27 protein-coding genes are annotated in these 22,021 nt (G+C 63.1%); 10 read left to right on the top strand and 17 right to left on the bottom strand.

Annotated elements, in window-relative coordinates:
* Nucleotides 1-170 precede the first annotated feature (170 nt).
* Genes SR3_RS24580 through hemB form a run of 4 tightly spaced genes read right to left on the bottom strand, consistent with a single transcriptional unit; the run spans nt 171 to nt 2,539 of the window.
* Nucleotides 171-452, bottom strand: a complete 282-nt coding sequence (locus SR3_RS24580) for a DUF167 domain-containing protein (protein WP_068091970.1) — start codon at nt 450-452, stop codon at nt 171-173.
* The gene (locus tag SR3_RS24575) at nt 452-1,009 is read right to left on the bottom strand and encodes a gamma carbonic anhydrase family protein (protein ID WP_068091968.1); all 558 of its coding nucleotides are present in this window, start codon (nt 1,007-1,009) and stop codon (nt 452-454) included. Before SR3_RS24575 ends, SR3_RS24580 begins: the two co-directional genes overlap by 1 nt.
* Nucleotides 1,006-1,539, bottom strand: a complete 534-nt coding sequence (locus SR3_RS24570; protein WP_068091966.1) for a GNAT family N-acetyltransferase — start codon at nt 1,537-1,539, stop codon at nt 1,006-1,008. The genes SR3_RS24575 and SR3_RS24570 overlap by 4 nt, the downstream gene beginning before the upstream one ends.
* Complete coding sequence (gene hemB / locus SR3_RS24565; protein WP_169805703.1) at nt 1,532-2,539, bottom strand: porphobilinogen synthase; 1,008 nt, start codon at nt 2,537-2,539, stop codon at nt 1,532-1,534. The genes SR3_RS24570 and hemB overlap by 8 nt, the downstream gene beginning before the upstream one ends.
* A 275-nt stretch (nt 2,540-2,814) precedes the next feature.
* On the opposite strand from hemB, the gene xth reads away from it, so the two are divergent.
* Complete coding sequence (gene xth / locus SR3_RS24560) at nt 2,815-3,588, top strand: exodeoxyribonuclease III (RefSeq protein ID WP_068091965.1); 774 nt, start codon at nt 2,815-2,817, stop codon at nt 3,586-3,588.
* A gap of 132 nt (nt 3,589-3,720) precedes the next feature.
* Here xth and SR3_RS24555 read toward each other — a convergent pair whose 3' ends face one another.
* The 11 genes from SR3_RS24555 to SR3_RS24505 all read right to left on the bottom strand — a co-directional run bounded on the left by SR3_RS24555 (nt 3,721) and on the right by SR3_RS24505 (nt 10,762).
* Nucleotides 3,721-4,092, bottom strand: a complete 372-nt coding sequence (locus SR3_RS24555; protein WP_068091964.1) for a glutathione S-transferase N-terminal domain-containing protein — start codon at nt 4,090-4,092, stop codon at nt 3,721-3,723.
* Between the two features lie 113 nt (nt 4,093-4,205).
* On the bottom strand, nt 4,206-4,832 hold the full coding sequence (locus SR3_RS24550) for a cell wall hydrolase (protein WP_068091962.1): 627 nt from the start codon (nt 4,830-4,832) through the stop codon (nt 4,206-4,208).
* Nucleotides 4,833-5,037: 205 nt separating this feature from the next.
* Nucleotides 5,038-5,376, bottom strand: coding sequence for a DUF1491 family protein (locus SR3_RS24545; RefSeq protein ID WP_068091955.1), 339 nt, complete (start codon nt 5,374-5,376; stop codon nt 5,038-5,040).
* Complete coding sequence (locus tag SR3_RS24540) at nt 5,373-5,819, bottom strand: PaaI family thioesterase (protein ID WP_245654085.1); 447 nt, start codon at nt 5,817-5,819, stop codon at nt 5,373-5,375. Before SR3_RS24540 ends, SR3_RS24545 begins: the two co-directional genes overlap by 4 nt.
* 22 nt (nt 5,820-5,841) lie before the next feature.
* Complete coding sequence (locus tag SR3_RS24535; RefSeq protein WP_068091949.1) at nt 5,842-6,303, bottom strand: PTS sugar transporter subunit IIA; 462 nt, start codon at nt 6,301-6,303, stop codon at nt 5,842-5,844.
* Nucleotides 6,304-6,553: 250 nt separating this feature from the next.
* Nucleotides 6,554-7,123, bottom strand: a complete 570-nt coding sequence (hpf, locus tag SR3_RS24530) for a ribosome hibernation-promoting factor, HPF/YfiA family (protein ID WP_068091944.1) — start codon at nt 7,121-7,123, stop codon at nt 6,554-6,556.
* 36 nt (nt 7,124-7,159) lie between these two features.
* Complete coding sequence (dnaQ, locus tag SR3_RS24525) at nt 7,160-7,852, bottom strand: DNA polymerase III subunit epsilon (protein ID WP_068091941.1); 693 nt, start codon at nt 7,850-7,852, stop codon at nt 7,160-7,162.
* A gap of 54 nt (nt 7,853-7,906) precedes the next feature.
* Nucleotides 7,907-8,503 (bottom strand): dephospho-CoA kinase, encoded by a 597-nt coding sequence (gene coaE, locus SR3_RS24520; RefSeq protein WP_068091938.1) that lies wholly within the window; start codon nt 8,501-8,503, stop codon nt 7,907-7,909.
* Nucleotides 8,500-9,327 (bottom strand): shikimate dehydrogenase, encoded by an 828-nt coding sequence (gene aroE / locus SR3_RS24515; protein WP_068091936.1) that lies wholly within the window; start codon nt 9,325-9,327, stop codon nt 8,500-8,502. The genes coaE and aroE overlap by 4 nt, the downstream gene beginning before the upstream one ends.
* Complete coding sequence (locus SR3_RS24510; RefSeq protein ID WP_068091933.1) at nt 9,324-9,920, bottom strand: Maf family protein; 597 nt, start codon at nt 9,918-9,920, stop codon at nt 9,324-9,326. Before SR3_RS24510 ends, aroE begins: the two co-directional genes overlap by 4 nt.
* Entirely contained in the window at nt 9,917-10,762 is an 846-nt protein-coding gene (locus SR3_RS24505) for a pyruvate, water dikinase regulatory protein (RefSeq protein WP_068091930.1), read from the bottom strand. The genes SR3_RS24510 and SR3_RS24505 overlap by 4 nt, the downstream gene beginning before the upstream one ends.
* Before the next feature lie 346 nt (nt 10,763-11,108).
* Here SR3_RS24505 and hemE point away from each other — a divergent pair, with 346 nt between their 5' ends.
* From hemE to rho, 3 genes are all read left to right on the top strand, one after another.
* Nucleotides 11,109-12,134, top strand: a complete 1,026-nt coding sequence (gene hemE, locus SR3_RS24500; RefSeq protein WP_068091928.1) for a uroporphyrinogen decarboxylase — start codon at nt 11,109-11,111, stop codon at nt 12,132-12,134.
* A gap of 15 nt (nt 12,135-12,149) precedes the next feature.
* Complete coding sequence (locus SR3_RS24495) at nt 12,150-12,593, top strand: CopD family protein (RefSeq protein WP_068091926.1); 444 nt, start codon at nt 12,150-12,152, stop codon at nt 12,591-12,593.
* 423 nt (nt 12,594-13,016) lie between these two features.
* The gene (rho, locus tag SR3_RS24490) at nt 13,017-14,273 is read left to right on the top strand and encodes a transcription termination factor Rho (RefSeq protein ID WP_068091921.1); all 1,257 of its coding nucleotides are present in this window, start codon (nt 13,017-13,019) and stop codon (nt 14,271-14,273) included.
* A gap of 357 nt (nt 14,274-14,630) precedes the next feature.
* Here the strand turns inward: rho and SR3_RS24485 are convergent, their stop codons facing one another.
* Nucleotides 14,631-15,329, bottom strand: a complete 699-nt coding sequence (locus SR3_RS24485; RefSeq protein WP_068091917.1) for a dienelactone hydrolase family protein — start codon at nt 15,327-15,329, stop codon at nt 14,631-14,633.
* A 113-nt stretch (nt 15,330-15,442) separates the two neighbouring features.
* Between SR3_RS24485 and SR3_RS24480 the strand changes: the two genes are divergently transcribed.
* From SR3_RS24480 to SR3_RS24455, 6 genes are all read left to right on the top strand, one after another.
* The gene (locus SR3_RS24480) at nt 15,443-15,691 is read left to right on the top strand and encodes a DUF6489 family protein (RefSeq protein ID WP_068091916.1); all 249 of its coding nucleotides are present in this window, start codon (nt 15,443-15,445) and stop codon (nt 15,689-15,691) included.
* A gap of 13 nt (nt 15,692-15,704) precedes the next feature.
* Nucleotides 15,705-16,994 (top strand): tRNA uridine-5-carboxymethylaminomethyl(34) synthesis GTPase MnmE, encoded by a 1,290-nt coding sequence (gene mnmE, locus SR3_RS24475; protein WP_068091913.1) that lies wholly within the window; start codon nt 15,705-15,707, stop codon nt 16,992-16,994.
* 57 nt (nt 16,995-17,051) lie between these two features.
* Nucleotides 17,052-18,899 carry a tRNA uridine-5-carboxymethylaminomethyl(34) synthesis enzyme MnmG gene (gene mnmG, locus SR3_RS24470; protein ID WP_068091910.1) on the top strand — a complete coding sequence of 616 codons (1,848 nt, stop codon included), beginning with the start codon at nt 17,052-17,054 and terminating at the stop codon, nt 18,897-18,899.
* Complete coding sequence (gene rsmG / locus SR3_RS24465) at nt 18,896-19,573, top strand: 16S rRNA (guanine(527)-N(7))-methyltransferase RsmG (protein ID WP_068091901.1); 678 nt, start codon at nt 18,896-18,898, stop codon at nt 19,571-19,573. The genes mnmG and rsmG overlap by 4 nt, the downstream gene beginning before the upstream one ends.
* Nucleotides 19,574-19,640: 67 nt before the next feature.
* Nucleotides 19,641-20,432, top strand: a complete 792-nt coding sequence (locus SR3_RS24460) for a ParA family protein (protein WP_068092001.1) — start codon at nt 19,641-19,643, stop codon at nt 20,430-20,432.
* The gene (locus tag SR3_RS24455; RefSeq protein ID WP_068091899.1) at nt 20,429-21,427 is read left to right on the top strand and encodes a ParB/RepB/Spo0J family partition protein; all 999 of its coding nucleotides are present in this window, start codon (nt 20,429-20,431) and stop codon (nt 21,425-21,427) included. The genes SR3_RS24460 and SR3_RS24455 overlap by 4 nt, the downstream gene beginning before the upstream one ends.
* On the opposite strand, the gene SR3_RS24450 is transcribed toward SR3_RS24455, so the two are convergent.
* Entirely contained in the window at nt 21,428-21,805 is a 378-nt protein-coding gene (locus tag SR3_RS24450; protein WP_157099092.1) for a hypothetical protein, read from the bottom strand.
* Nucleotides 21,806-22,021: the final 216 nt, after the last annotated feature.

Genomic DNA, 22,021 nt, shown 5'->3' with positions numbered 1-22,021 from the left:
CTCAGTTTGCCGCGCCGCAGGCATGAGTCGTCAGCCCAGCCTCCTGTCATTTTGATTTGATTGCCTGCGGCGCCTTGCCTTGCGCTGGTACGCTCGGATCGGGAACCACCGCCGCTTCGTCGGAAGACGTTCTGGGAGCGCGAGGGGGTAACCCCCTCGCATTGTCTTTTTTAATCTTGCAACCCCAATAACTTGTCCCTTGAAGTCGCCCCACGCAGCAACGTCAATCGCGACGGCGCCACACCCAACCCTTGCGCCACCAGATCGATCACGGCGGCATTGGCCTTGCCATCCTCCGGCTTGGCGCGAACTTTGGCCAGCAGCCGCCCATCCGCGACCTCAAGCCCTTCCGAACGGGCACCCGGCGTCACACGCAAGGCCAGGCGGCCTTCCTCATCCAGCAGAGCCCGAATGGCTTCCACCGCAGGCAAATCGGCCTTGGGACGGGCCATCAGCCCTCCAGCGCCTCTCGATGCAAGCGACCGTTCGTCACATAGCGCGCCACGCCGTCCTGCATCGCGGCCAGTTGCTGGTCGTTCAGGGTGCGGCTGAATGCGGCTGGGCGGCCCACCCACAGTTCTCGGGGCGGGATGACCTTGCCAGGGCTCAGCAGGGCTCCTGCGGCCAGCATGGCGTCGCTGGAGACGCGCGCGCCGTCCATCACCACCGCGCCCATGCCGACGAAGGCGCGATCTTCCAGAACGCAGCCGTGGATCATGGCCATATGGCCGATCAGCACATCATCGCCGATCAGCGTGGGGAAGCCGGCCGGGCGGCTGGGCTTGGGGGAATCGCAGTGGATCACGCTGCCATCCTGAACGTTGCTGCGGGCGCCGATGCGGATATGGTTGATGTCCGCGCGGATCACGCAATTGTACCAGATGGAGGCGTCCGGCCCGATCTCGACATCGCCGATGATGCGGCAGCCGGGAGCGATAAAGGCGCTTTCGTGGATGCGCGGCCAGATGCCCTTGAAGGGTGCGATGGTGATGTCGGAACGCTGAGTCATGCGGGCCTGCCAATGCGATAGAGGATATGGGGGCGGAGCGGATGGCCTTCGGGCAGGGCGGGATGCTCGAAATCCTCATCCGCCGCGCGGGCCATGCCGAGGCGCTCCATCAGGGTCCAGCTGGCGCGGTTCTCGACCACGGTGATGGCCACGATGGTCTGCATCGGGCGATTGGCCCAGGCCCAGGCGAGCGTGGCGCGGGCAGCCTCCTGCCCATAGCCCTGGCCCCAGGCGTGGCGCATCAGGCGCCAGCCCACCTCATACTCCACCAGCGGCGGACGGGGCGGCGCCATGCCGCACATGCCGAGGAAGGCTCCATCCGCGCGCCGCTCCAGCGCCCAGAAGGTGTGGCCATGCTCGGCCTCCATCGCCATGAAGCGATCGACCATGGCATCCGCCCCGGCGCGGTCCAGCGTCAGGAGATAGCGCATGACCTCCTCGTCCTGCGCCATCGCCCAACTGGCCGCGCGGTCTGAGTCCTGCCACGAACGCAGGATCAGCCGCTCGGTCTCAAGGCGGAACTCAGCCATTCAACAGGCGGGCGGCATGGGCAGCATGGTACGTCAACACGCCCGAGCAGCCCGCGCGGCGGAAGGCCAGCAGCGTTTCCAGCACCATCGTGTCACGGTCGGCGGCGCCGGCGGCCACGGCATGCTCGATCATCGCATATTCGCCGCTGACCTGATAGGCAAAGACCGGCACGCCGAATTCGTCTTTCACGCGGCGGGCGATGTCCAGATAGGGCAGGCCGGGCTTGACCATCACGCTGTCGGCACCCTCGGCCAGATCGATGGCGACTTCGCGCAGGGCCTCGTCGCTGTTGGCGGGGTCCATCTGATAGGTCTTCTTGTCGCCCTTGAGCAGGCCGCGCGAGCCCACAGCATCGCGGAACGGACCATAGAAGGCGCTGGCGTATTTGGCGGCATAGGACATGATCTGCACGTTCTGGTGGTTGGCGCCTTCCAGAGCCGCGCGAATGGCGGCAATGCGGCCATCCATCATATCGCTGGGAGCGATGATGTCGGCGCCGGCATTGGCCTGATTCAGGCTCTGGCCGACAAGCGTTTCCACCGTGGCATCGTTCAGCACATAGCCGGTGTCGTCGATCAGCCCGTCCTGCCCATGCGAGGTGTAGGGATCAAGCGCCACATCGGTCAGGATGCCGATATCGTCGCCACAAGCGTCCTTGATGGCGCGGATGGCGCGGCACATCAGATTGTCCGGGTTGAGCGCTTCCTTGCCGTCCTCGCTGCGGCGCTCCTTCTGCGTGTAGGGGAACAGGGCGAGGCAGGGGATGCCGAGGCTGACGGCCTCCTTCGCGCGCTCCACCATCAGATCGACGCTCCAGCGCGAGACGCCGGGCAGGCTGGCAATGGGGTCTTCCACGCCTTTGCCATCGGCCACGAACAGCGGCCAGATCAGATTGGCGGGGGTGAGGATGGTCTCGCGGTGCATCGCGCGGCTCCAGGGGGTGGAGCGGCTGCGGCGAGGGCGCTGGGCGGGGAAGGGGGCAAGGATCGTCTGGGTCATGACGCAAGGTCTAGACTCGTTGGAGGCAGGGGGGAATGCGATTTTGGTCGAAAGAAAAGGAAGATGCGAGGGTCATAACCCTCGCGCTCCCATGAATGTCTACGCTGCGCATCCTCTCCTCGCAGCGCCATGCCGCGAAGCGGCTTTCAATTGTTGCCTCCGGCGGTAGAGACGGGGCACAAGGTACTGTCCCCGCGCACCCTTTCGTCGGAAGACGTAACGGGGGTGCAGGGGGCGATGGCCCCCTGCTTATTCTCTTCTAGGAATCCCCTGAAATGAAAATCGCCAGCTTCAACATCAACGGCATCAAGGCCCGCCTGCCGCGCCTGCTGGAGTGGCTGGAAGAGACGCGCCCCTCGGTCGCCTGCCTGCAGGAGATCAAGACCCAGGACGAGGGCTTCCCGGCGGATGAGTTCGAGAAGATCGGCTATCACGCTATCTGGCACGGCCAGAAAGGCTTCAACGGCGTGGCGATTCTGGCCGATGGCGAAAAGCCCGTCGAAGTCCAGCGCGGCCTGGCCGGAGAGCCCGAGGACGAACATTCGCGCTACATCGAGGCCGATGTTTTCGGCGTCCGCGTCGCAGGCATCTATCTTCCCAACGGCAACCCGCAGCCCGGCCCGAAATTCGACTACAAACTGCGCTGGATGGAGCGCCTGCGCAACCGCATGACCGAGCTGCGCGCTCTGGAAATCCCGGTTGTGGTGACAGGCGACTTCAACGTTATCCCCACCGACCGCGACATCTGGTCTCCCAAGGCCATGGCCGACGACGCGCTGATGCAGCCGGAATCGCGCGATGCCTATCTGCGCCTGCTCAACGATGGCTGGACGGACGCCATCGCTACCCACAATCCCGATGGCGGCGTCTGGACCTATTGGGACTATCAGGCCGGGGCATGGCAGCGCGATCACGGCTTCCGCATCGATCATGCCCTGCTCTCGCCAGAGGCGGCGGATCGTCTGGTGGCTTGCGGTGTCGATAAGGACCATCGCGGCCGGGAAAAGGCCAGCGATCATGCGCCGATCTGGATCGAGTTGCGGAAGTAAAAAGCAGGTGGATGCGAGGGGGTAGGTGTCCCCCCTCGCACTTCTATCATTTGTCGGTTTGGGCGCTATGGGTTCAACCGCAGAGCAACCGGCGCTTTTCGCTGTGCAGGCGGGGCGTAACGCCTCCTGCTGTTACCCTTTCCCCTTCAACTCGGCGATTTCCTTCCTGAGCGCGGCCATTGTCGCCAAAGGCCCGCGCACATATTGGTCCAGCGTCGTCAGACTGGCCACATCCACACCAGCCTCTTGCGCGTAATGATCGATGATCGCCCCGGAATCCGTCAGATACTGACCCGGCGCAATCTGGGCGATGGGGAAGGTAACCTTCTCGACATGCGGCTCCAGCTCGGCGCGCATCGCGGCCTCCAGATCATCGCCGGGCACAAAGACCCGCAGCTCGAAGCGACCGATCATCCCCGCCTCCAGCAAAAACAGCCGCAGCTTCAGGCACCATGGGCAGCGGTCTTTCAAATAAAGAACCGGACGGAAAGGCGTGGTGGTCATAGGGGGGGCTCCGTGTGGGGTCAGATCACCGGTCTAACCCTCAGGCCGCAAACAACAAGGCCCCCTGTTCCACGTGAAACAGGAGGCCTTGGCTGGCGCAGAGCTGAACTATCTCAGCGATAGAAAACGTGATTGTCGATCCGGGCCACGCGCTGGCGGTGCCAGCGGGGCGAGATGCGCGCGGAATGGAAGAACATCGCGCCTTCGACGGGGCTCTGCCAGCTGCCGTCGTGAGCAATTTCGGCAATCGCCAGAGCGCGGTGCCAACCGGCCGAGGCATGGTTGATCACCGGCATCGCGCCGCCGTGGATGAAGGAGAACTGCGAGGGCTGGTAAACCACGCCGCAATAGCTGTCCGGGAAGCGTCCCGAGCGCGAGCGGGCAACGACCACACGGGCCACAGCCAGCTGACCATCGAGCGTTTCATTGCGCGCCTCGAAATAGACGGCCCCGGCCAGGCAATTGATTTCGGAGGAGACCTCTTCGGCCTGCGGCTGCCGGGCGACAAGTTGAGTCAGCGTCGCGGCTGTCACGGCAGGGGCCGGATCGAGGTCGAGGGAAGGCTGTGTTGCAACGGCGTTCGCGGTGCCAAAAGCCGAAGAGGCGGCGGCAGGAACAGGCACGGTCTGCAGGGTCGGTTCGTTCTGCTGCTGGGCAGAGGCGCCGGAACCGGAGGCGGTAAGGATCAGAACAGTCGCGGCCAGCGACAGGCTCTTGGCACGGGTGAACAGCTGACGCATCGAAAGCAATTTCTAATGCGGTGAGCCCTCCAGACGCAGCACGCGCAGACAGAAACAAGCCGCGACCTGGCCCTTCCCATCCACCAGCGATCCTGCCGGCAGCCCCCCGTCTGCGTGCCAGCCTGCCAACCCCCCGGTCAACTTGGCCGCCTGCGCGTTATGGACGAGGCGAGGTGCCCCAGGGGCTTTACGGAGTCAATCGCGCCTAAACGGACAATCCGATGAATCGTTCCGCCGCCGGGATGTCCAGTTCAACTATCCACAAGTCGCGATCCTGCTGGCGACGGCGTTCGAGCCAGTCGTGGAAAGGTTGGGGGTCTTCCGGATCAAGGCGTTTGGCGCAATGCCAGCCCCGCGTGCCATCGGCCATGGGCATGCGCTCATAAACGCGCTGGTCTTGACCGTTCTCACAGAGCAGCAGCAGGATGGTGCCTGCATCGGCCTCGCCCTTGGCGATCACCGCGGCGAAACCGCCTTGCGCATTCACCTGCCTGACCAGCGCCGAAACCTCCACGGTAGCGGGCAGGCGAGGGGTCTCGCTCATCCGCCGTAACCCGGCAGCGAGGAGAGCGCCATATGCGAGCGCATGAAGGTGCCGGTGCCGCGCCCGACTTCTTCGCCCTCTTCGTCGATCAGCCGCGCCTCGGCCACCAGCACGCGGCGGCGACCGCTGACCCAGCGCCCTTCCGCTGTCACCCTGCCGCCGCGCACGGGGCGCGAAAACAGCAGGTTGAAGGAGGTGGTCAGCAGGAATCGGTCGGTGACCAGCGTGTTGGCGGCGTAAAAGGCCGCATCGTCCAGCATCTTGAAATAGATCGTGCCATGCGCCGCGCCGCCTGCATGGAAGACGGTGGGGTCGATGTCGAAGAGGATGCGGGCATGGCCTTCGCCGACAACCTCAAGCCGCGAGGAAAACAGCTGATTGATCGGCGCAGAGGCGTAAAGCCCCTCCAGCGCGCGCCAATGCAGCGCAGCCCCCGAGTCCACGTCCTTATCCTCCACGCTCATCTTACGCCGCGTCGCGGTCGAGAACGTTGGCGAGGAGAGCATAGAGCGCCTCGTCGCTGGGAGCGTCGTTCAGGGCCTCATGCATCTTGTCGTCGCGCATCATGCGGCTGATCGCCGCCAGCGCATGGAGATGCACCGCCCCCGCCTGTTCGGGCGAAAGCAGGCCGAAAACGATGTCCACCGGCATATCGTCGGCGGATTCGAAGGCCACCGGCGATTCCAGCCGCAGCACCACTGCCACCGGGCGGCCCAGATCGGGCATGCGCGCATGGGGAATGGCCACACCGCGCCCGAAGCCGGTGCTGCCCAGCTTTTCGCGCTCCTCGATACGGTCGCGAACTTCGGCCTCGTCCAGCGCGTAAACGCTGGCGAAACGCCCGGAGAGATGCTCGATGATGGCGGATTTGCTGTCAGCCGAAATGGTGCCGACCGCCTCCGGCATGAGCGTGAACAGCGCTGTCATCGCCAATCTTCAACTTGCCTTATCATGCCCGTCGCCGATTGGTCGGGTCGGGCGGGGCGATAGCTTGTTTCGCTGGAACACGCAAAGGCGTTTGGCATGCATGCTATCCCGCGTAAAACACGGAAGATCGCGCATCAGGTCATGCCGAGTACTCGTTAAAGCTGGGTACTCGCCACAACCAGACGCGCGCCCTTCCATGAAAGGCCACTAACCCCGCCGCAGCCGACAGGGCAGCGACGCGTTTCGTCTGTTACGACGGTTCGACCCAGCCGATCGAGCCATCACCCCGTCGATAGACCATATTATGCTTGCCGGTGCCAGCATTTTTGAACAGCAAGGCATTGGTGTTGCGCAGATCCAGCATCATCACCGCATCAGAAACCGTCGCTTCGGGCACGTCCACGCGCAGCTCGGCGATGACCAGAGGAGCCTCGGCGGTGACCTCTTCGCCCTCTTCATGGATGGGTTCCTCGAAGATGGTGTAGGCCGCTTCCTGCGCCTGCACGGCATGGCTGGCCTGCTCATGGCGATCGTTCAGGCGCTTCTTGTAGCGGCGCAGCTGGGTTTCGATCTTGATGGCGGCCGCATCCAGGCTCTGATGCGCATCATGGGCGATGCCGGCGCCTTTCAGGATGAGTCCCTGGCGCACATGAGTCACGATATCGCATCGGAACGAACCGCCGGGCGCCTTGCCGAAGGTCACCACGGAAGACAGCGCCTTGTTGAAGTGCTTGTCCGTGATGGTGTTCAGCCGGTCCTCGACGTGGACCCGCAGCGCTTCGCCGGTTTCCATCTGATGGCCGGAAACGCGAATGTCCATGGTCCTGACTCCTGTTCTGTTGTTGGGAATTCGTTCTTAGTCTGAAAGCCAAAGCGGTGTTTTGATCGACTCCAAAAACTTCGCGTGAGCGGCCAATTCCGCTTCGCTGGCATGGTGAGGGCGGGCGGGGCGCGAAACCCTTTCCCGCGTGTTCACAGTGGTTTCCACGATGGTGGATTCAACAAGTCCCTGCTCGGCGGCAAGTTCCAGACCGATCTGGCGGCCACCCAGCAGTTCGACATAGACCTGCGCCAGCAGCTCGGCGTCGAGCAGCGCGCCATGCTTGGTGCGGTGGCTGCGATCGATGCCGTAGCGCGTGCAGAGCGCATCGAGCGAGTTTTTCGCGCCGGGATGCCTGGCGCGCGCGATGCGCACCGTATCGACCATACGGCTGGCATCGACGATGGGCAGACCCACCATCGTCAGCTCATTGTTGATGAATCCGAAGTCGAATCCGGCGTTATGCGCGACCATCGGCGAGTCGCCGATAAAGTCGAGGAAGGCCTGCGCCTCATCCTTGAACAGGGGCTTGTCCGCAAGGAAGGCTTCGGAAAGGCCGTGAACCCTCTCGGCCTCGGCGGGCATATCGCGCTGAGGGTTGAAATATTGGTGAAATGTGACGCCGGTCTGCACCCGGTTGACCATTTCCACACAGCCGATTTCCACGAGTCTGTCCCCTGTTTTGGGGTCGAGTCCGGTGGTTTCAGTGTCGAAAACAATCTCTCTCATTCCCTCGACTATCGTCCTGCCGAGGCCCGCTTACAAGGGGTTGTGACGCTTTTATTATCGTGTTGGGCTCAGCCGTTCGATCAGCGCCACGACCTGCGCGCGGGTCTCCGCAAGGCTCGTGCCGGTGTCGATGATATGATTGGCAAGAGAGCGTTTTTCCGCATCGGGCATCTGCCGGGCGAGGATTTGCGCGAATTTTTCCGCGGTCATGCCGGGGCGGGCCAGCACGCGTTCGCGCTGCGCTTCGGCAGGGGCGGAAACGACCGCAACGGCATCGACTCCCGCCTGGCCCGTTTTTTCGAAGAGCAGCGGAATATCATAGACCACCAGTGGCGCGGCGGCGTGATCTTTGAGGAAACGCACACGTGCCTTGGCGACGGCGGGATGGACGATGGCCTCGAGTCTGGCCAGCGCCGCATCGTCGCCGAAAACCGCCGCGCCCAGCTTCGCGCGGTCTACGCCATCGGGGCCGGTGGTGCCGGGGAAGGCCGCCTCGATGGCGGGCAGCAACACGCCATCCGGGCCCTGCATCAGGCGGACCTGCGCATCGGCGTCGAAGACCGGCACGCCGATCTCCTCCATCATCGATGCCACCGCCGATTTGCCCATGCCGATCGAGCCCGTCAGCCCGAGGACGAAAGGGCGGCTCATGCCGTCAGCAAAGCGCGCAAGGCGGCATCGCCATCGTCGCGTGGAGGAAGCTCGCCGAAGAAAAGGGCGAAGGCCATCACGGCCTGCTCGATCAGCATGGCTAGGCCGTCGATGGTCACCAATCCAGCCGCGCAGGCCGCTTGCAGCAAGCGCGTTTCCAGCGGCGCGGTGACGATGTCGAAGACCACCGCCTGCTCGGAAAGATGGGTAAGATCGAAGGCGAGAGGAGGATTGCCAACCATGCCGAGCGGGCTGGCATTGATCAGGAGATCGACATCACCCACCCCCGGCTGCGCGAAACGCGCCAGATCGGTAACCGCCGCGTCAGGCGCCAGCTCATCGGCCAGCGCACGCGCCTTTTCGGTGTTACGGGCAGCCAAGGTTACGGATTGCCCGGCGCCTGTCAAAGCAGCCAGGATCGCCCGTGCAGCGCCGCCATTGCCCAGCAACACAATCCGGCGCGGGAGATCAACAAGATACGGCAGCAGGGGCTCAAAGCTCCCGCGAGCATCGGTGTTGTAACCAGTCAGCCGGCCATCCTTGCCGCGCACCACCGTGTTCACCGCGCCAACCTGTTCGGCCAGCGGGTCCAGCGCATCGAGCAGGGGCATCACGGTCTGCTTATGCGGCATGGTGACGTTGCAGCCGCGCCAGTTTTCATCCTGGCGGCGGGCCGCGATATAGGCGGGCAGGGCCTGTGCGGTGACATGGGCGTGGCGGTAATCGCCCTGCAGACCCAGCGCGCTCAGCCAGTGCTTGTGGATAATTGGCGATTTGGACTGGGCGATGGGGTCTCCGATCACCTCTGCGTAGGGGAGAGTCATGCGATAACCCTTTGAGTCCGCAAGGCTCCCAGCACTGGCAGCAAAGGCATACCCAGCACCGTGAAATGGCTGCCTTCCACAGATTCAAACAGGTTTATCCCCAGCCCTTCCACACGGAATACACCGACACATCCGGCCACTTCGGGCCATTCGGCGTCGAGATACTGGGTGATGAAAGCCTCATCCAGCAGGCGCACATGCAGCTTGGCCACTTCGCCATGGGCCCACACAATCTGCCCCGCACGAGCCAAAGCCGCGCCGGAATGCAGTTCCATCACCTTGCCCGAGAAGAAGCGCAGATGATCAGCAGCATTCTCACGGCTGGTGGGTTTGTCGAAGCGGCGGCCCTCGACCACCACCAGCGAGTCACTGCCCAGCACCAAAGCATCGCGCTCGCTTTCGGAGACGGCCAGAGCCTTGGCCTCGGCCAGAGCCAGCGCCACTTCGGCAGGCGCTGCATCGGCCAGCGCGGATTCAAGCGCGCGCTCATCCACGTCGGCAGGCTGAATCGTGTAAGGCACGCCAGCAGCGGTCAGCATGGCGCGGCGTGAAGCGCTTTTCGACGCCAGCACCAGAGGAACAGTATCAATCATATCGGGCGGTTTCCGGCCTGTGCGCCCACGGTCTGGGCACTGCGATCCTTGAGCAGCGAAATGATCGCGGCGGCGGTTTCCTCAATCGAGCGGCGGGTGACGTCGATCACCGGCCAACCATTGTCGGCAAACATGCGACGGGCGTAGAGCAGCTCGGTCTTCACCCTTTCCACATCCACATAGGAAGTCTCGGCCTGCTGATTCATCGAGAGCAGGCGGTTGCGGCGCACCTGAACCAGACGTTCCGGCGCGGTCGTCAGCCCCACAACCAAAGGCGATCGCAGGCCGAAGAGCAGCGCGGGCGGCGGGCTTTCCACCACGATGGGGATATTCGCCACCTTATAGCCGCGGTTGGCCAGATAAATGCTGGTCGGCGTTTTCGAACTGCGCGAGACACCCGCCAGCACGATATCGGCCTCTTCCCAGTTTTCCCAGTTGAGGCCATCGTCATGAGCGATGGAAAAGTGAATCGCATCCACGCGGGCGAAATAGGCCGCGTCCAGAATATGCTGCTTGCCCGGGCGCCCCTTCGCCTGCTGCCCCAGCATATTGCCCAGCGCATCAGTGACGGAATCCAGCACCGGCACGGCGGGCAGGCTCATCGCCAGGCAACGGTCCTCCAGCATGCGGCGGATGTCGTGGCTGACCATTGTATAGAGCACCAGCCCCGGATTGGCCGCGATATCGCCCATCACCCGGTCGAGATGCGCTTGGCTGCGCACCATCGGCCAGAAATGGCGGTTGACCTCCACATCCTCAAACTGGGCGAGCGCCGCCTTGGCGATCATTTCCAGCGTTTCGCCAGTAGAATCCGAGAGGAGATGCAGATGCAGGCGGTTCATAAACAACAAGCCAAAGTGCTGGGGAGAAACGAATGCGGGCCATCAGCCCTTGTGGATATCCCTTGGCATAAACGGCAGGACAGGAGAACCGACAAAATGGGGGATAGAGTCCACCCCCGCTAACCCGGACTCAATCCGGGCCCTGCGCACATGTGGGCAGTGTTACCCACAGGCTGGGGATAGTGCGCATAAGGATTCCTTGACGATCGGAGTCACGGAGTCGCAGATCGCTTTGCTCTGTTCAGCCCGGCATAATTCAGGCAGATGCCCGTAATTCCCGCTATCCACAGGCCCAACAACCTTCATCATCCTTTCATGAATCCTCTTTGATCAGGAATGACTCACAATGCCCGGTCCTTTGCTCGCCACCCTCAAAGGAGAGAACCTCTCTCGCCGTCCCATCTGGCTGATGCGGCAAGCCGGGCGTTATCTTCCTGAATATCGCGCGCTTCGCGCGGAGAAGGGCGGGTTCCTGCCGCTGGTCTATGACAGCGAGGCAGCAGCGGAGATCACCTTGCAGCCTCTGCGCCGTTTCGGCTTCGATGGCGCGATCCTGTTTTCGGACATTCTGATCGTGCCTTATGCGATGGGTCAGGATCTGGCGTTTCTCGCGGGCGAAGGGCCTCATCTCTCACCCCGGCTTGTGGATCACAGCTTGCAGGCTTTGCAGGGGGTTCCAGACCGTCTGCTGCCCATCTACGAGACGGTGCGTCTGGTCAGAGCCTCGCTGAAGGAAGAGGTGACTATGCTGGGCTTTGCAGGAAGCCCCTGGACGGTCGCTACGTACATGGTGAATGGCGAGGGCAGCAGGGACCAGCATGAGACCCGCGCCTATGCTTACCGCGATCCTGAGGCCTTCCAGGCGATCATCGATGCCATCATCGAGGTGACCGTTGAGTATCTCGATGGCCAGATCAAAGCCGGCGCCGAGGCGGTGCAGCTGTTCGACAGTTGGGCAGGCAGTCTGGCCCCGCGTGAATACGAGCGCTGGGTGATTGCCCCCAACGCCGCAATTGCCGCGCGAATTCAGGCGCTGCACCCCGATGTGCCCGTGATCGGCTTCCCAAAGGGTTCCGGCGAGAAGCTGGCGGCTTATGCGCGCGAAACCGGCGTGAATGCCGTGGGCGTGGATGAAACCATCGACCCGCTCTGGGCCGCGCGCGAACTTCCCGCAGGCATGCCGGTGCAAGGCAATCTCGACCCACTGCTGCTGCTTTCAGGCGGCGAACAGCTGGAAAAGCGCACCATCGAGGTGCTGGAGGCCTTTGCCGACCGCCCCCATGTCTTCAACCTGGGCCATGGCATCGGCCAGACGACGCCCCTTGCGCACGTCGAACAGTTGCTTCAGGTGGTGCGCAACTGGCACCGATAACCTATATAGGCCTGTATGGATTGGATACTCTCGATGACCTACGCCTGGCTTAAGGCCGGCCATATCATCTTCGTCATCTTCTGGATGGCGGGGCTTTTCATGCTGCCGCGCTATTTCGTCTACCATCAGGAAAACCTGCCCGGCACCGAGGAAGAGCGCCGCTGGATCGACCGCGAGAGCAAGCTGCTCAAGATCATCATGTGGCCCTCGCTGGTGGCCGTGTGGGTCTTCGGGCTGCTGCTGGCCCATACGGTGGGCGCCTTCTCGCAAGGCTGGTTCCACGCCAAGCTGGCGATGGTGCTGGTGCTGACGGGCTATCACGTGTGGTTGGCGGGCTATGCCAAGGGTCTGGCCAAGGGCGACCGCAAGCTGCCGGGGAAGACTCTGCGTTTGCTCAACGAGGTGCCGGGAGTGGCTGCGGCGATTATCGTGATTTTGGTGATTGTGCGGCCGTTTTAAGATTTTGAAGTAGGAAGATGCGAGGGGGTTACCCCTCGTGCTCCCATGACGTCTTCCGGCGATAGGGCAGGAGCACCGCATCGTTGCGCCTTGGCTCTCCATCTGCTGGCGCCGCAGGCTTTAACTCTTTGACGCTGAGCTATCATGCCCTGCCTGCGGCGCGGCGACGTTGCTCTGCGGCTGAGCCCTTGGCGCAACGCAGACATTAAAGGGAGCGCGAGGGCGATGGCCCTCGCATTTCTCTTTTCAATCTCCCTTCAAATCCCTTCCACCCACCGCCATTCCGTTGACGGCCAAGCGCGAAAAGAATATGCGCTAAGCCCTCACCGGCAATGGTTTGCGCGCGAGCATAGCGTGCAAAAGGTCCGCCTTCTCCAGGCCCGATGGACCCGCCGGCCGAAAACCTCCTTGCGGAAATTATTTATGCATTTGAAAGAATTGAAGAAAAAAACTTCGGCCGAGCTGGTCGAAATGGCTGAGGAACTGGGCGTCGAGAGCGCCAGCACACTGCGCCGTCAGGACCTGATGTTTGCGATCCTGAAGGAACTGGCCGAGGATGGCGAAGAGATCCTCGGCATCGGCACCATCGAGGTGCTGCCGGATGGCTTCGGCTTCCTGCGCAGCCCCGAGGCGAACTATCTCGCCGGTCCGGATGATATTTACGTGTCGCCCAATCAGGTTCGCAAATGGGGCCTGCGCACGGGCGATACGGTCGAGGGCGAGGTTCGCGCTCCCAAGGATGGCGAACGATATTTCGCGATCACCAAGCTGGTCGCGGTGAACTTTGACAGCCCGGAGGCCGTGCGCCACCGCGTCAACTTCGACAACCTCACGCCGCTTTATCCGAACAACCGCCTGAAGCTGGATACGCTGGACCCGACGGTCAAGGACAAGTCGGCGCGCGTGATCGACCTGATCTCGCCGCAGGGCAAGGGCCAGCGCGCGCTGATCGTGGCGCCGCCGCGCACGGGTAAGACCGTGCTGCTGCAGAACATGGCCAAGGCCATCACCGACAACCATCCCGAGGTGTTCCTGCTGGTGCTGCTGGTCGATGAGCGCCCCGAGGAAGTCACCGACATGCAGCGCAGCGTGAAGGGCGAGGTCATCTCCTCCACCTTTGACGAGCCCGCGACGCGCCACGTGCAGGTTGCCGAAATGGTGATCGAAAAGGCCAAGCGCCTGGTCGAGCACAAGCGCGACGTGGTCATCCTGCTGGACTCGATCACCCGCCTTGGCCGCGCCTACAACACCGTGGTGCCTTCGTCGGGCAAGGTGCTGACCGGCGGTGTGGACGCCAACGCCCTGCAGCGCCCCAAGCGCTTCTTCGGCGCCGCGCGTAACATCGAGGAAGGCGGCTCGCTCTCGATCATCGCCACCGCGCTGATCGACACCGGCAGCCGCATGGACGAAGTGATCTTCGAAGAGTTCAAGGGCACCGGCAACAGCGAAATCGTGCTGGACCGCAAGGTGGCCGACAAGCGCATCTTCCCCGCGCTGGACGTGGGCAAGAGCGGCACCCGCAAGGAAGAACTGCTGGTGGAGAAGGGCAACCTCTCCAAGATGTGGGTGCTGCGCCGCATCCTCATGCAGATGGGCACCGTCGATGCGATGGAGTTCCTGCTCGACAAGATGAAGGATTCCAAGACCAACGAAGATTTCTTCGCGACGATGAATCAGTAAGATTCATCAGGTCTCAGATTCAGGAAAGGGGCGGGAGAAATCCTGCCCCTTTTTTGATTCAGGGCGTGAAGAAGGAAGATGAGAGGGGAGAATCTTTGGTTGGTCACATTCCTCAAGAGGAATGCTCCGGGCCCTCCGCTCCCATAACGACTTCCGACGAAAGCGCACTGGCGCTCGACCCTTGTGCCTAAACTCTCCACCAGCGCGACAAAAGGCGCCGCAGGCAGGAGATCTCGGCACTTTCTATCGGCTGAAAGCCTGCGGCGCGGCCATCTGGGCGCAAGGCCGAACCCGAAGCGCAACGCAGACATTAACGGGAGCGCGAGGGCGATGGCCCTCGCATCTTATCCTTCCTTCTTACCCCACAAACTTCGCAATAAACTCAACCGTTCGCGCATCGGCCAACACGGCTCCAGCCTCATCGCGACGGCTCCCTTTGGTTTCCGCGAAACCGTGACCAAGCCCCTCATAATCATACAGAGTCACATTCGGCACCGAATCCAGCCCGGCGTGAATCGCCTTCTGCTGCTCGGGCGAGGTGAAGGCATCGGCGGTGGGGATATGGAGCAGCAGCTGCCCTCTGATGTTCTTGGCCTCGCCCAGCAGCTGATCGAGACCCACGCCGTAATAGCCGACAGCAGCGTCGATCTCGGTCCGCGCTGCCGCCTGATACGCCACCAGACCGCCCATGCAGAACCCCACCAGACCTACTTTCACCTCCGGATTCTGAGCACGCGCCCATGCGATCAGCGCGCGGATATCGTCCACACCGGCGGGAAAGTCGTGGGCGCTCATCATGGACAGGGCGCGAGTCATCTCCTCGGGCACATCGTGGTCCAGCTCCACGCCCGCTTCCTGACGCCAGAACACGTCGGGAGCGATGGCGACATAGCCTTTGTTCGCCCAGTCGTCGGCCTTCGAAACGATGCCGGGGTTCACGCCGAAGATCTCGGGCACCACGATCACCGTGCCGCGCGGGGCGCCTTCGGGCTTTGCGACATAGGCGGGAATCTCGCCCGTGTGGTCAAGGCTGGGGATAAGTGTGTTGGTTGTCATGGGGAACTCCGTGGAGGGGCCGATTGTTACGAATGAAGGACAGATGAATGGACAGTCGGCTCGGGCTGTGTCAGCTGTGTTGAACAGTTCAGGGCAGTTTAGGGAGAGGCCTTATGAAGCTCAATCTTGAGATTGATTGCAGCCCGGAAGAGGCACGGCGCTTTCTGGGTCTGCCCGATGTGACGCGCGCCAACGAGATGTATATCGATGCCGTGATCAAGGCGATGCAGGGCGGCGGCGGCAGTCTGGAGCAGCTGGCCGAATATACCAAGCAATTCGCGCCGATGGGCCAGATGGGGCTGAAGATGTTCCAGCAGCTGATCGAGGCGGGCGTGGGCATGGCGGGCAAGCCCAAGGGCTGATAAACGCCTGCGGATGCAGGATACGATTTTCGCGCCCTCCAGCGGGGCGGCTCCAGCGGCGATTGCCGTGATCAGGATCAGCGGCCCTCAGGCGGGGGAGGCCTTGCGGACTTTGGCCGGAAGGCTGCCCGCGCCGCGCCGCGCCAGCTATGGAGCGCTGCGCGATGGCGAGGGCCAGGTGCTGGACCATGCGCTGCTGCTGTGGTTCCCTGGACCGAAGACGGCGACCGGTGAGGATCTGGCCGAACTGCATTGCCATGGCGGCCGCGCGGTGATCGCAGCGGTGGAGCATGCGCTGAGTCAGTTGCCCGGTCTGCGCAAGGCCGAACCGGGTGAGTTTACCCGCCGCGCTTTCACGAATGGTCGCATCGATCTGGCCGAGGCCGAGGGTCTGGCTGATCTGCTCGCTGCCGAAACCGAACTGCATCGGCAGAGCGCTATGGCTTCGGCAGGCGGTGCCTTGTCGGCTTTGGTGGATGGCTGGCGGCAGGAGGTGTTATCGCTTTCGGCGCTGGTCGAGGCCGCGCTGGATTTTGCCGATGAGGATGATGTCGGTGGCCTGCCTGCGGATGTATCGTTGAGGGTGGCCGATCTGCGTTTCACCATCGCGCAATGGTTGGATCGTCCGCGCGCCGAGGCTTTGCGCGAGGGGTTTCGCGTGGTGATCGCCGGGCCGCCGAACGCCGGCAAGTCGACTCTGTTCAACGCGCTGGTGGAAAGCGAGGCCGCCATCACCGCACCCATCGCCGGAACGACGCGCGATGTGCTGACCCATCCCGTGGCGATTCAGGGCGTGCCTTTCCGCTTCTTCGACACAGCAGGTCTGCGCGATGAAACCGATGATGTGGTGGAAGCCATTGGCATCGAGCGGGCGCGGGCGATTGTCGATCAGGCCGACCTGATTCTGTGGCTGGGCGAAGAAGGGCAGGAGCCGGATGCCGAAGAGCGCCTGTGGGACATCGAAGCCCAGATCGATCGCATCGATCATCAGGCCAAGAGTCATCCCCGTCATCGGGTCTCGGCAAAGAGCGGCGAGGGTGTGGATGATTTGCGTCGCGATCTGGTGTCTCATGCGAGAGCAGCGCTTCCTCGCCCAGGCGAAGCGGCACTGAATCAACGCCAGCATACAGCGCTTGCCGCGGTGGTGTCAGCGCTTCGGGAAGCCGAGGCGCGGCAGGATGATCCACTGTTGGTGGGCGAAGGACTGCGCGTTGCCCGCGTCTCGCTTGACCGCTTGCTGGGCCGCGCCACCACGGAGGATATGCTCGATACGCTGTTCGGTCGCTTCTGCATCGGCAAATGATGTTCCACGTGAAACACGCCTTTTGACCTGAGCCTCGCCCTCATGTAGGGCGGGCCCATGCAGAATTTCGATGTGGTTGTGATCGGCGGAGGCCATGCAGGGGTCGAGGCCGCTGCCGTTGCCGCGCGCATGGGCGCGAAGGTGGCGCTGGTCAGTTTCGATCTCGACGCCATTGGCGCCATGAGCTGCAACCCGGCCATCGGCGGTCTGGGCAAGGGCCATCTGGTGCGCGAGGTCGATGCCTTTGACGGCATCATCGCCCGCGCCGCCGATGCGGGCGCGATCCATTACCGCATGCTCAACCGCAGCAAGGGCAGCGCCGTGCAAGGCCCGCGCGTGCAGGCCGACCGCAAGCGCTTCAAGGCGGCGGTGCAAAAGCTGTTGGCTCACCAGGGCGATCTGGCTCTGGTGCAGGGCGAGGCGGCTGCGCTGATTCAGCAGGGCGGCAAAGTCACCGGTCTGCAGCTGGCCGATGGTTCCACAATCAACGCTTCGGCGGTGATCCTCTGCACCGGCACCTTCCTTGGCGGCACGCTGTTTCGGGGCGAAGAGCGCATGGTCGGCGGCCGCATCGGCGAGGCTTCGGCACAGCGACTGGCGGCGCAGATTCGTGATGCCGCTTTGCCGATGGCGCGGCTGAAGACGGGGACGCCGCCGCGCCTTGATGGCCGCAGCATCGATTGGGCGCGTCTGGAATCACAGCTTTCCGAAACGATCCAGTGGTGCATGTCGCCCATGGAAAAGGCGCGGGTGAATCCGCAGGTCTTCTGCGCCATCACCCGCACCAATCCCGCAACGCATGATGTGATCCGCACCAACCTCCATCGCTCGCCTTTGTTCAGCGGCGCGATCGGAGCCACCGGCCCGCGCTATTGCCCGAGCATCGAGGACAAGATTCACCGCTTCGCCGACCGTGACGGCCATCAGATTTTCCTCGAACCCGAAGGTCTCGATACGCCGCTGGTCTACCCCAATGGGGTGTCCACCTCCTTGCCCGCCGATGTGCAGCTCGCGATGCTGCGCACCATGGAAGGGTTGGAAGAGGTTGAGATGGCGGTGCCCGGCTATGCGGTCGAGTATGACCATATCGATCCGCGCGCGCTCTATCCCAGCCTTGAGGTGAGGGCGATGCCCGGCCTCTATTGCGCCGGGCAAATCAACGGCACCACCGGTTATGAGGAAGCCGCCGCGCAGGGTTTGATCGCGGGCATGCATGCTGCGGCTGCTGTGCTGGGCAGGGCGCCTGCGCCGTTGGACCGCGCCAATGCCTATATGGCGGTGATGGTGGACGATCTGACTCTGCAGGGCGTCTCCGAACCCTATCGCATGCTGACGGCACGCGCTGAATATCGCCTGAGATTGCGTGCCAACAATGCGGTGACTCGCCTGACGCCTCTGGCGCTGGCGGCCGGTTGCATCGGTGAGGAACGCCGCGCCTGGTATGAAAAGCGCGAGGCGGATCGCGAGGCTTTTTCGGCCAAGCTCGATCACCTTGTGACCAGCGCTGAACTGGCGCGCAGCGGCGTGCCCGTTCGTGAGGATGTCGGCCGTCTGCCTTTGCGCGAATGGCTCCGTTTTGGTGGCGTGACTCTCGACACGCTGGAACCCTGGATCGAAGATGGTCTGGGAGACGATGCCGATCTGGCGGCGGAGGTGGCGGAGGACGCCGCCTATGCTCCCTATCTGGAACGGCAGGATCGTGAATTGAAGGACATGCGCGCGCATGATGGTTTGGCTCTGCCAGAGAATTTCCCCTATGCCGACACGCCCGGCCTCTCCCGTGAAATGGTCGAGCGGCTTGGCAAGGCCCGCCCTACCACGCTCGCTGCGGCGGGCCGCGTGCCGGGGATTACGCCTGCCGCGCTCGCAGCCCTACTGGTCCATGCGCGGAGGCTTTCGGCATGATCGCTGATGAGGCGGCAGCCCTCGCATGGCTGGAGCAATTGCCCGGTTTCGATAGCGCCGCAAAGGCGCGGGCGGAACGTCTTGTGGCGATGCTGAAAGAGGAAAACGAGCATCAGAATCTGGTGTCGAGCGGATCGCTGGCCGAAGTCTGGCGCCGCCATATCGTCGATTCAGCCCAGCTTCTTACCCATGTCGCTTGGCCCGATGTTTCACGTGAAACATCGGGACCGTGGCTGGACATGGGAACGGGGGCCGGTTTCCCGGGTCTTGTCATCGCGCTGATGCGTCCCGAGATGGCTGTGTGGATGGTTGAATCACGGGCACGTCGCGTCGATTGGCTTCAGCGCGTCTGTGACGATCTGGATCTGAAGGCGGCCAAGGTTATCGGCAGTCGTCTGGAACTGGTGGAGAGCCAAGCCGTATCGGTGATTTCGGCCCGCGCCTTTGCACCATTGCCGCGCCTCCTTGAACTATCTGCCCGGTTTTCCACAAAGGCGACCACATGGCTGTTGCCCAAAGGGCGGTCGGCAGGGCAAGAATTGGCGGAGCTGACCGGATGGCGGCATATGTTCCACGTGGAACCATCGATCACCGATGGCGAGGCTGGGATCATCATGGGGCGCCTTGAGGGGCCCACGGACGGGAAAAAGCGCGCCAAATCCAAACGTGCGTAAAGACCGACCGGCCTATCCGCCGATTCAGATACCCATGGCGCTCCACGCCACAGACGAGGATGAACCGATGATCCGCGTTGCCATTGCCAACCAGAAGGGCGGGGTGGGCAAGACCACCACCGCCATCAATATGGCCACGGCGCTCGCCGCCACCGGATGGAAGACTCTGCTGGTCGATCTCGACCCTCAGGGCAATGCCTCGACCGGCACCGGCGTGGCGCGTGAAGATCGCGAATGGTCTTCCTACGATCTGCTGATGGGCGAGGCGAACCTCAACGACTGCATCATGCAGACCCGTATCCCGGGGCTGGATATCGTGCCTGCCACGGTCGATCTGTCTGGCGCCGAGGTGGAGCTGGTGGCGGTGGATCACCGCACCGACCGGCTGCGCCATGCGCTGTCACTCGATGCGGTGGCGGCTGCGGGCGGCTATGACATCTGCTTTATCGACTGCCCGCCTTCGCTGGGCCTGCTGACTCTCAATGCGCTGACCGCCGCCGATACGTTGCTGGTGCCGCTGCAATGCGAGTTCTTCGCGCTGGAAGGTCTGAGCCAGTTGCTCCAGACGGTGGAGCGCGTGCAACAGCGTTTCAACGCTGACCTCGGCATCATCGGCGTTGCGCTGACGATGTTTGACCGCCGGAACCGCCTGACCGATCAGGTCTCCGCCGATGTGCGCCAGGTGCTGGGCAATCTGGTGTTCGACACCGCGATTCCGCGCAACGTGCGCCTTTCCGAAGCGCCCAGCCACGGCCTTCCGGCCCTCATTTATGACCAGCATTGCGCGGGCAGCAAAGCCTATATGGCGCTCGCCCGCGAATTGATTGCCCGCCTGCCAGAACAAAGGAAAGCCGCATGAGCGAGGATACCGCGCCCGCCCCGACCCCTGAAGCCCCCGTTGCACCGCGCCGCAAGGTGCCGGCGCTGGGGCGCGGCCTTCAGGCGCTGCTCGGTGAGACGCGGCGCGAGGAACCGCTGGTGCAGGCCAATTCCGGCAGCAGCGGTAATCTGCCCGTTCACGTGGAAAGCCAGCAAGCCACCCGCGTCGAGGGTGGCATGGCCATGCTACCAGTTTCGTCCATCGAGCCGCATCCGGACCAGCCACGTCGCCATTTCGACGATGCCGCGCTGGACGAACTGGCTGCCTCGATCGCCGCGCGCGGTGTGATTCAGCCGGTGATCGTGCGCCCGCTGAGTGATGGGCGTTATCAGCTTGTTGCCGGTGAGCGCCGCTGGCGTGCCTCGCAGCGCGCGCAGGTACATGAAATTCCGGCATTGGTCCGCACGCTGACCGAGCGCGAAGTGATGGCTCTGGCGCTGATCGAGAACCTGCAGCGCGAAGACCTTAACCCCATCGAAGAAGCGCGCGCCTATCAGCGCCTCGCCGAGCATGAGAGTATGACTCAGGCCGATATCGCCCGCATGGTCGATAAGAGCCGCAGCCATGTCGCCAACATCCAGCGCCTGCTGAGTCTGCCCGATCCGGTGATCCTGCTGGTGGAGAAGGGTGATCTCTCCATGGGCCACGCCCGCGCCCTGATCGGCGCCGAGGATGCCACCGCGCTGGCGACTCAGGCCGTGGATAAGGGCCTCTCCGTGCGCGATGTGGAGGGCCTGATCCGCCGTCGCAACAAGGGGGAAACCCCTGCCGCTCCGCGGCGCGCGCGCGATTCAGGCGAGGCTGCGGACAATGCGGATATTGCTGCCGTACAGGCTCACCTTGAAGATTTCCTTGGCCTGTCGGTGAAGATCACCGCCGACACCGATCCGCGTTCGGGAACGGTGACAATCCGTTATCGCACGTTGGATCAGCTGGATCTGGTCTGCCAGCGCCTGACCGGCGGCGGAATCTGATCAGAGTTTGATGCGCTTGTCATGCACCACCCGGCGCGGTCGCGGATGCGGTCTGGCCGGGGGCGGGCAGGGGATGCATTCCATGCCGCCGCTCGTTTGCATCGGCACGGCGTAACCATAGGTCGGATCAGGCGCGCCGCCGGATTCGTAATAGTGCAGCCATGCTTGGCACCCTTGATCGATGGCGGTGAAATCAGGCTGCGCGCCGCGAGTCAGGCGGTTGCGGCATTCGTTCAGCCAGTTGATTCTCTGGTCCGGAGCGAAGGGTCGCAAATAGGCCGCCGTCATTGGAGCGGGCGGTGGAGGTAGCGGGCGTTCGGCGGCTTGGGCCACAGCGGGCAGGGCGCTTAAAGCTGCCAGAAGTACCATGCGATGCATTGGCCATCTCCTCTCTCAGCAAGCAGGCAGATGGTTAATATGTGCTTTTTTGGGAAGGTAGGAAAGGGAAGAAAACAAGATGCGAGGGCCATCGCCCTCGCGCTCCCTTTAATGTCTGCCTTATGGGCCACCTATCGGGCGGGCACGGATTCATAGCGCCGCAGACAGGTTGGGCGCTACGATCGGGAGCCGCTGCCCCATCGTCGGGAGACGGAA

The sequence above is a fragment of the Novosphingobium rosa NBRC 15208 genome (assembly GCF_001598555.1).
GTDB lineage: Bacteria > Pseudomonadota > Alphaproteobacteria > Sphingomonadales > Sphingomonadaceae > Novosphingobium > Novosphingobium rosa.
Note: the sequence above shows the minus strand (reverse complement) of the source record. Positions and strands in the feature narration are given on the sequence as shown.

Bases quoted from the DNA above. Each gene is read 5' to 3' on its own strand.
- hpf (WP_068091944.1), bottom strand. From the start codon at position 7,123: ATGGACATTCGCGTTTCCGGCCATCAGATGGAAACCGGCGAAGCGCTG.
- SR3_RS24485 (WP_068091917.1), bottom strand. From the start codon at position 15,329: ATGACAACCAACACACTTATCCCCAGCCTTGACCACACGGGCGAGATT.
- SR3_RS24455 (WP_068091899.1), top strand. From the start codon at position 20,429: ATGAGCGAGGATACCGCGCCCGCCCCGACCCCTGAAGCCCCCGTTGCA.
- SR3_RS24480 (WP_068091916.1), top strand. From the start codon at position 15,443: ATGAAGCTCAATCTTGAGATTGATTGCAGCCCGGAAGAGGCACGGCGC.
- SR3_RS24460 (WP_068092001.1), top strand. From the start codon at position 19,641: ATGATCCGCGTTGCCATTGCCAACCAGAAGGGCGGGGTGGGCAAGACC.
- SR3_RS24505 (WP_068091930.1), bottom strand. From the start codon at position 10,762: ATGAACCGCCTGCATCTGCATCTCCTCTCGGATTCTACTGGCGAAACG.
- SR3_RS24535 (WP_068091949.1), bottom strand. From the start codon at position 6,303: ATGACAGCGCTGTTCACGCTCATGCCGGAGGCGGTCGGCACCATTTCG.
- SR3_RS24495 (WP_068091926.1), top strand. From the start codon at position 12,150: ATGGATTGGATACTCTCGATGACCTACGCCTGGCTTAAGGCCGGCCAT.
- SR3_RS24555 (WP_068091964.1), bottom strand. From the start codon at position 4,092: ATGACCACCACGCCTTTCCGTCCGGTTCTTTATTTGAAAGACCGCTGC.
- xth (WP_068091965.1), top strand. From the start codon at position 2,815: ATGAAAATCGCCAGCTTCAACATCAACGGCATCAAGGCCCGCCTGCCG.
- SR3_RS24575 (WP_068091968.1), bottom strand. From the start codon at position 1,009: ATGACTCAGCGTTCCGACATCACCATCGCACCCTTCAAGGGCATCTGG.
- rsmG (WP_068091901.1), top strand. From the start codon at position 18,896: ATGATCGCTGATGAGGCGGCAGCCCTCGCATGGCTGGAGCAATTGCCC.
- SR3_RS24510 (WP_068091933.1), bottom strand. From the start codon at position 9,920: ATGATTGATACTGTTCCTCTGGTGCTGGCGTCGAAAAGCGCTTCACGC.
- rho (WP_068091921.1), top strand. From the start codon at position 13,017: ATGCATTTGAAAGAATTGAAGAAAAAAACTTCGGCCGAGCTGGTCGAA.
- coaE (WP_068091938.1), bottom strand. From the start codon at position 8,503: ATGAGCCGCCCTTTCGTCCTCGGGCTGACGGGCTCGATCGGCATGGGC.
- SR3_RS24450 (WP_157099092.1), bottom strand. From the start codon at position 21,805: ATGCATCGCATGGTACTTCTGGCAGCTTTAAGCGCCCTGCCCGCTGTG.
- mnmE (WP_068091913.1), top strand. From the start codon at position 15,705: ATGCAGGATACGATTTTCGCGCCCTCCAGCGGGGCGGCTCCAGCGGCG.
- aroE (WP_068091936.1), bottom strand. From the start codon at position 9,327: ATGACTCTCCCCTACGCAGAGGTGATCGGAGACCCCATCGCCCAGTCC.
- hemB (WP_169805703.1), bottom strand. From the start codon at position 2,539: ATGACCCAGACGATCCTTGCCCCCTTCCCCGCCCAGCGCCCTCGCCGC.
- SR3_RS24570 (WP_068091966.1), bottom strand. From the start codon at position 1,539: ATGGCTGAGTTCCGCCTTGAGACCGAGCGGCTGATCCTGCGTTCGTGG.
- SR3_RS24550 (WP_068091962.1), bottom strand. From the start codon at position 4,832: ATGCGTCAGCTGTTCACCCGTGCCAAGAGCCTGTCGCTGGCCGCGACT.
- SR3_RS24580 (WP_068091970.1), bottom strand. From the start codon at position 452: ATGGCCCGTCCCAAGGCCGATTTGCCTGCGGTGGAAGCCATTCGGGCT.
- dnaQ (WP_068091941.1), bottom strand. From the start codon at position 7,852: ATGAGAGAGATTGTTTTCGACACTGAAACCACCGGACTCGACCCCAAA.
- SR3_RS24545 (WP_068091955.1), bottom strand. From the start codon at position 5,376: ATGAGCGAGACCCCTCGCCTGCCCGCTACCGTGGAGGTTTCGGCGCTG.
- hemE (WP_068091928.1), top strand. From the start codon at position 11,109: ATGCCCGGTCCTTTGCTCGCCACCCTCAAAGGAGAGAACCTCTCTCGC.
- mnmG (WP_068091910.1), top strand. From the start codon at position 17,052: ATGCAGAATTTCGATGTGGTTGTGATCGGCGGAGGCCATGCAGGGGTC.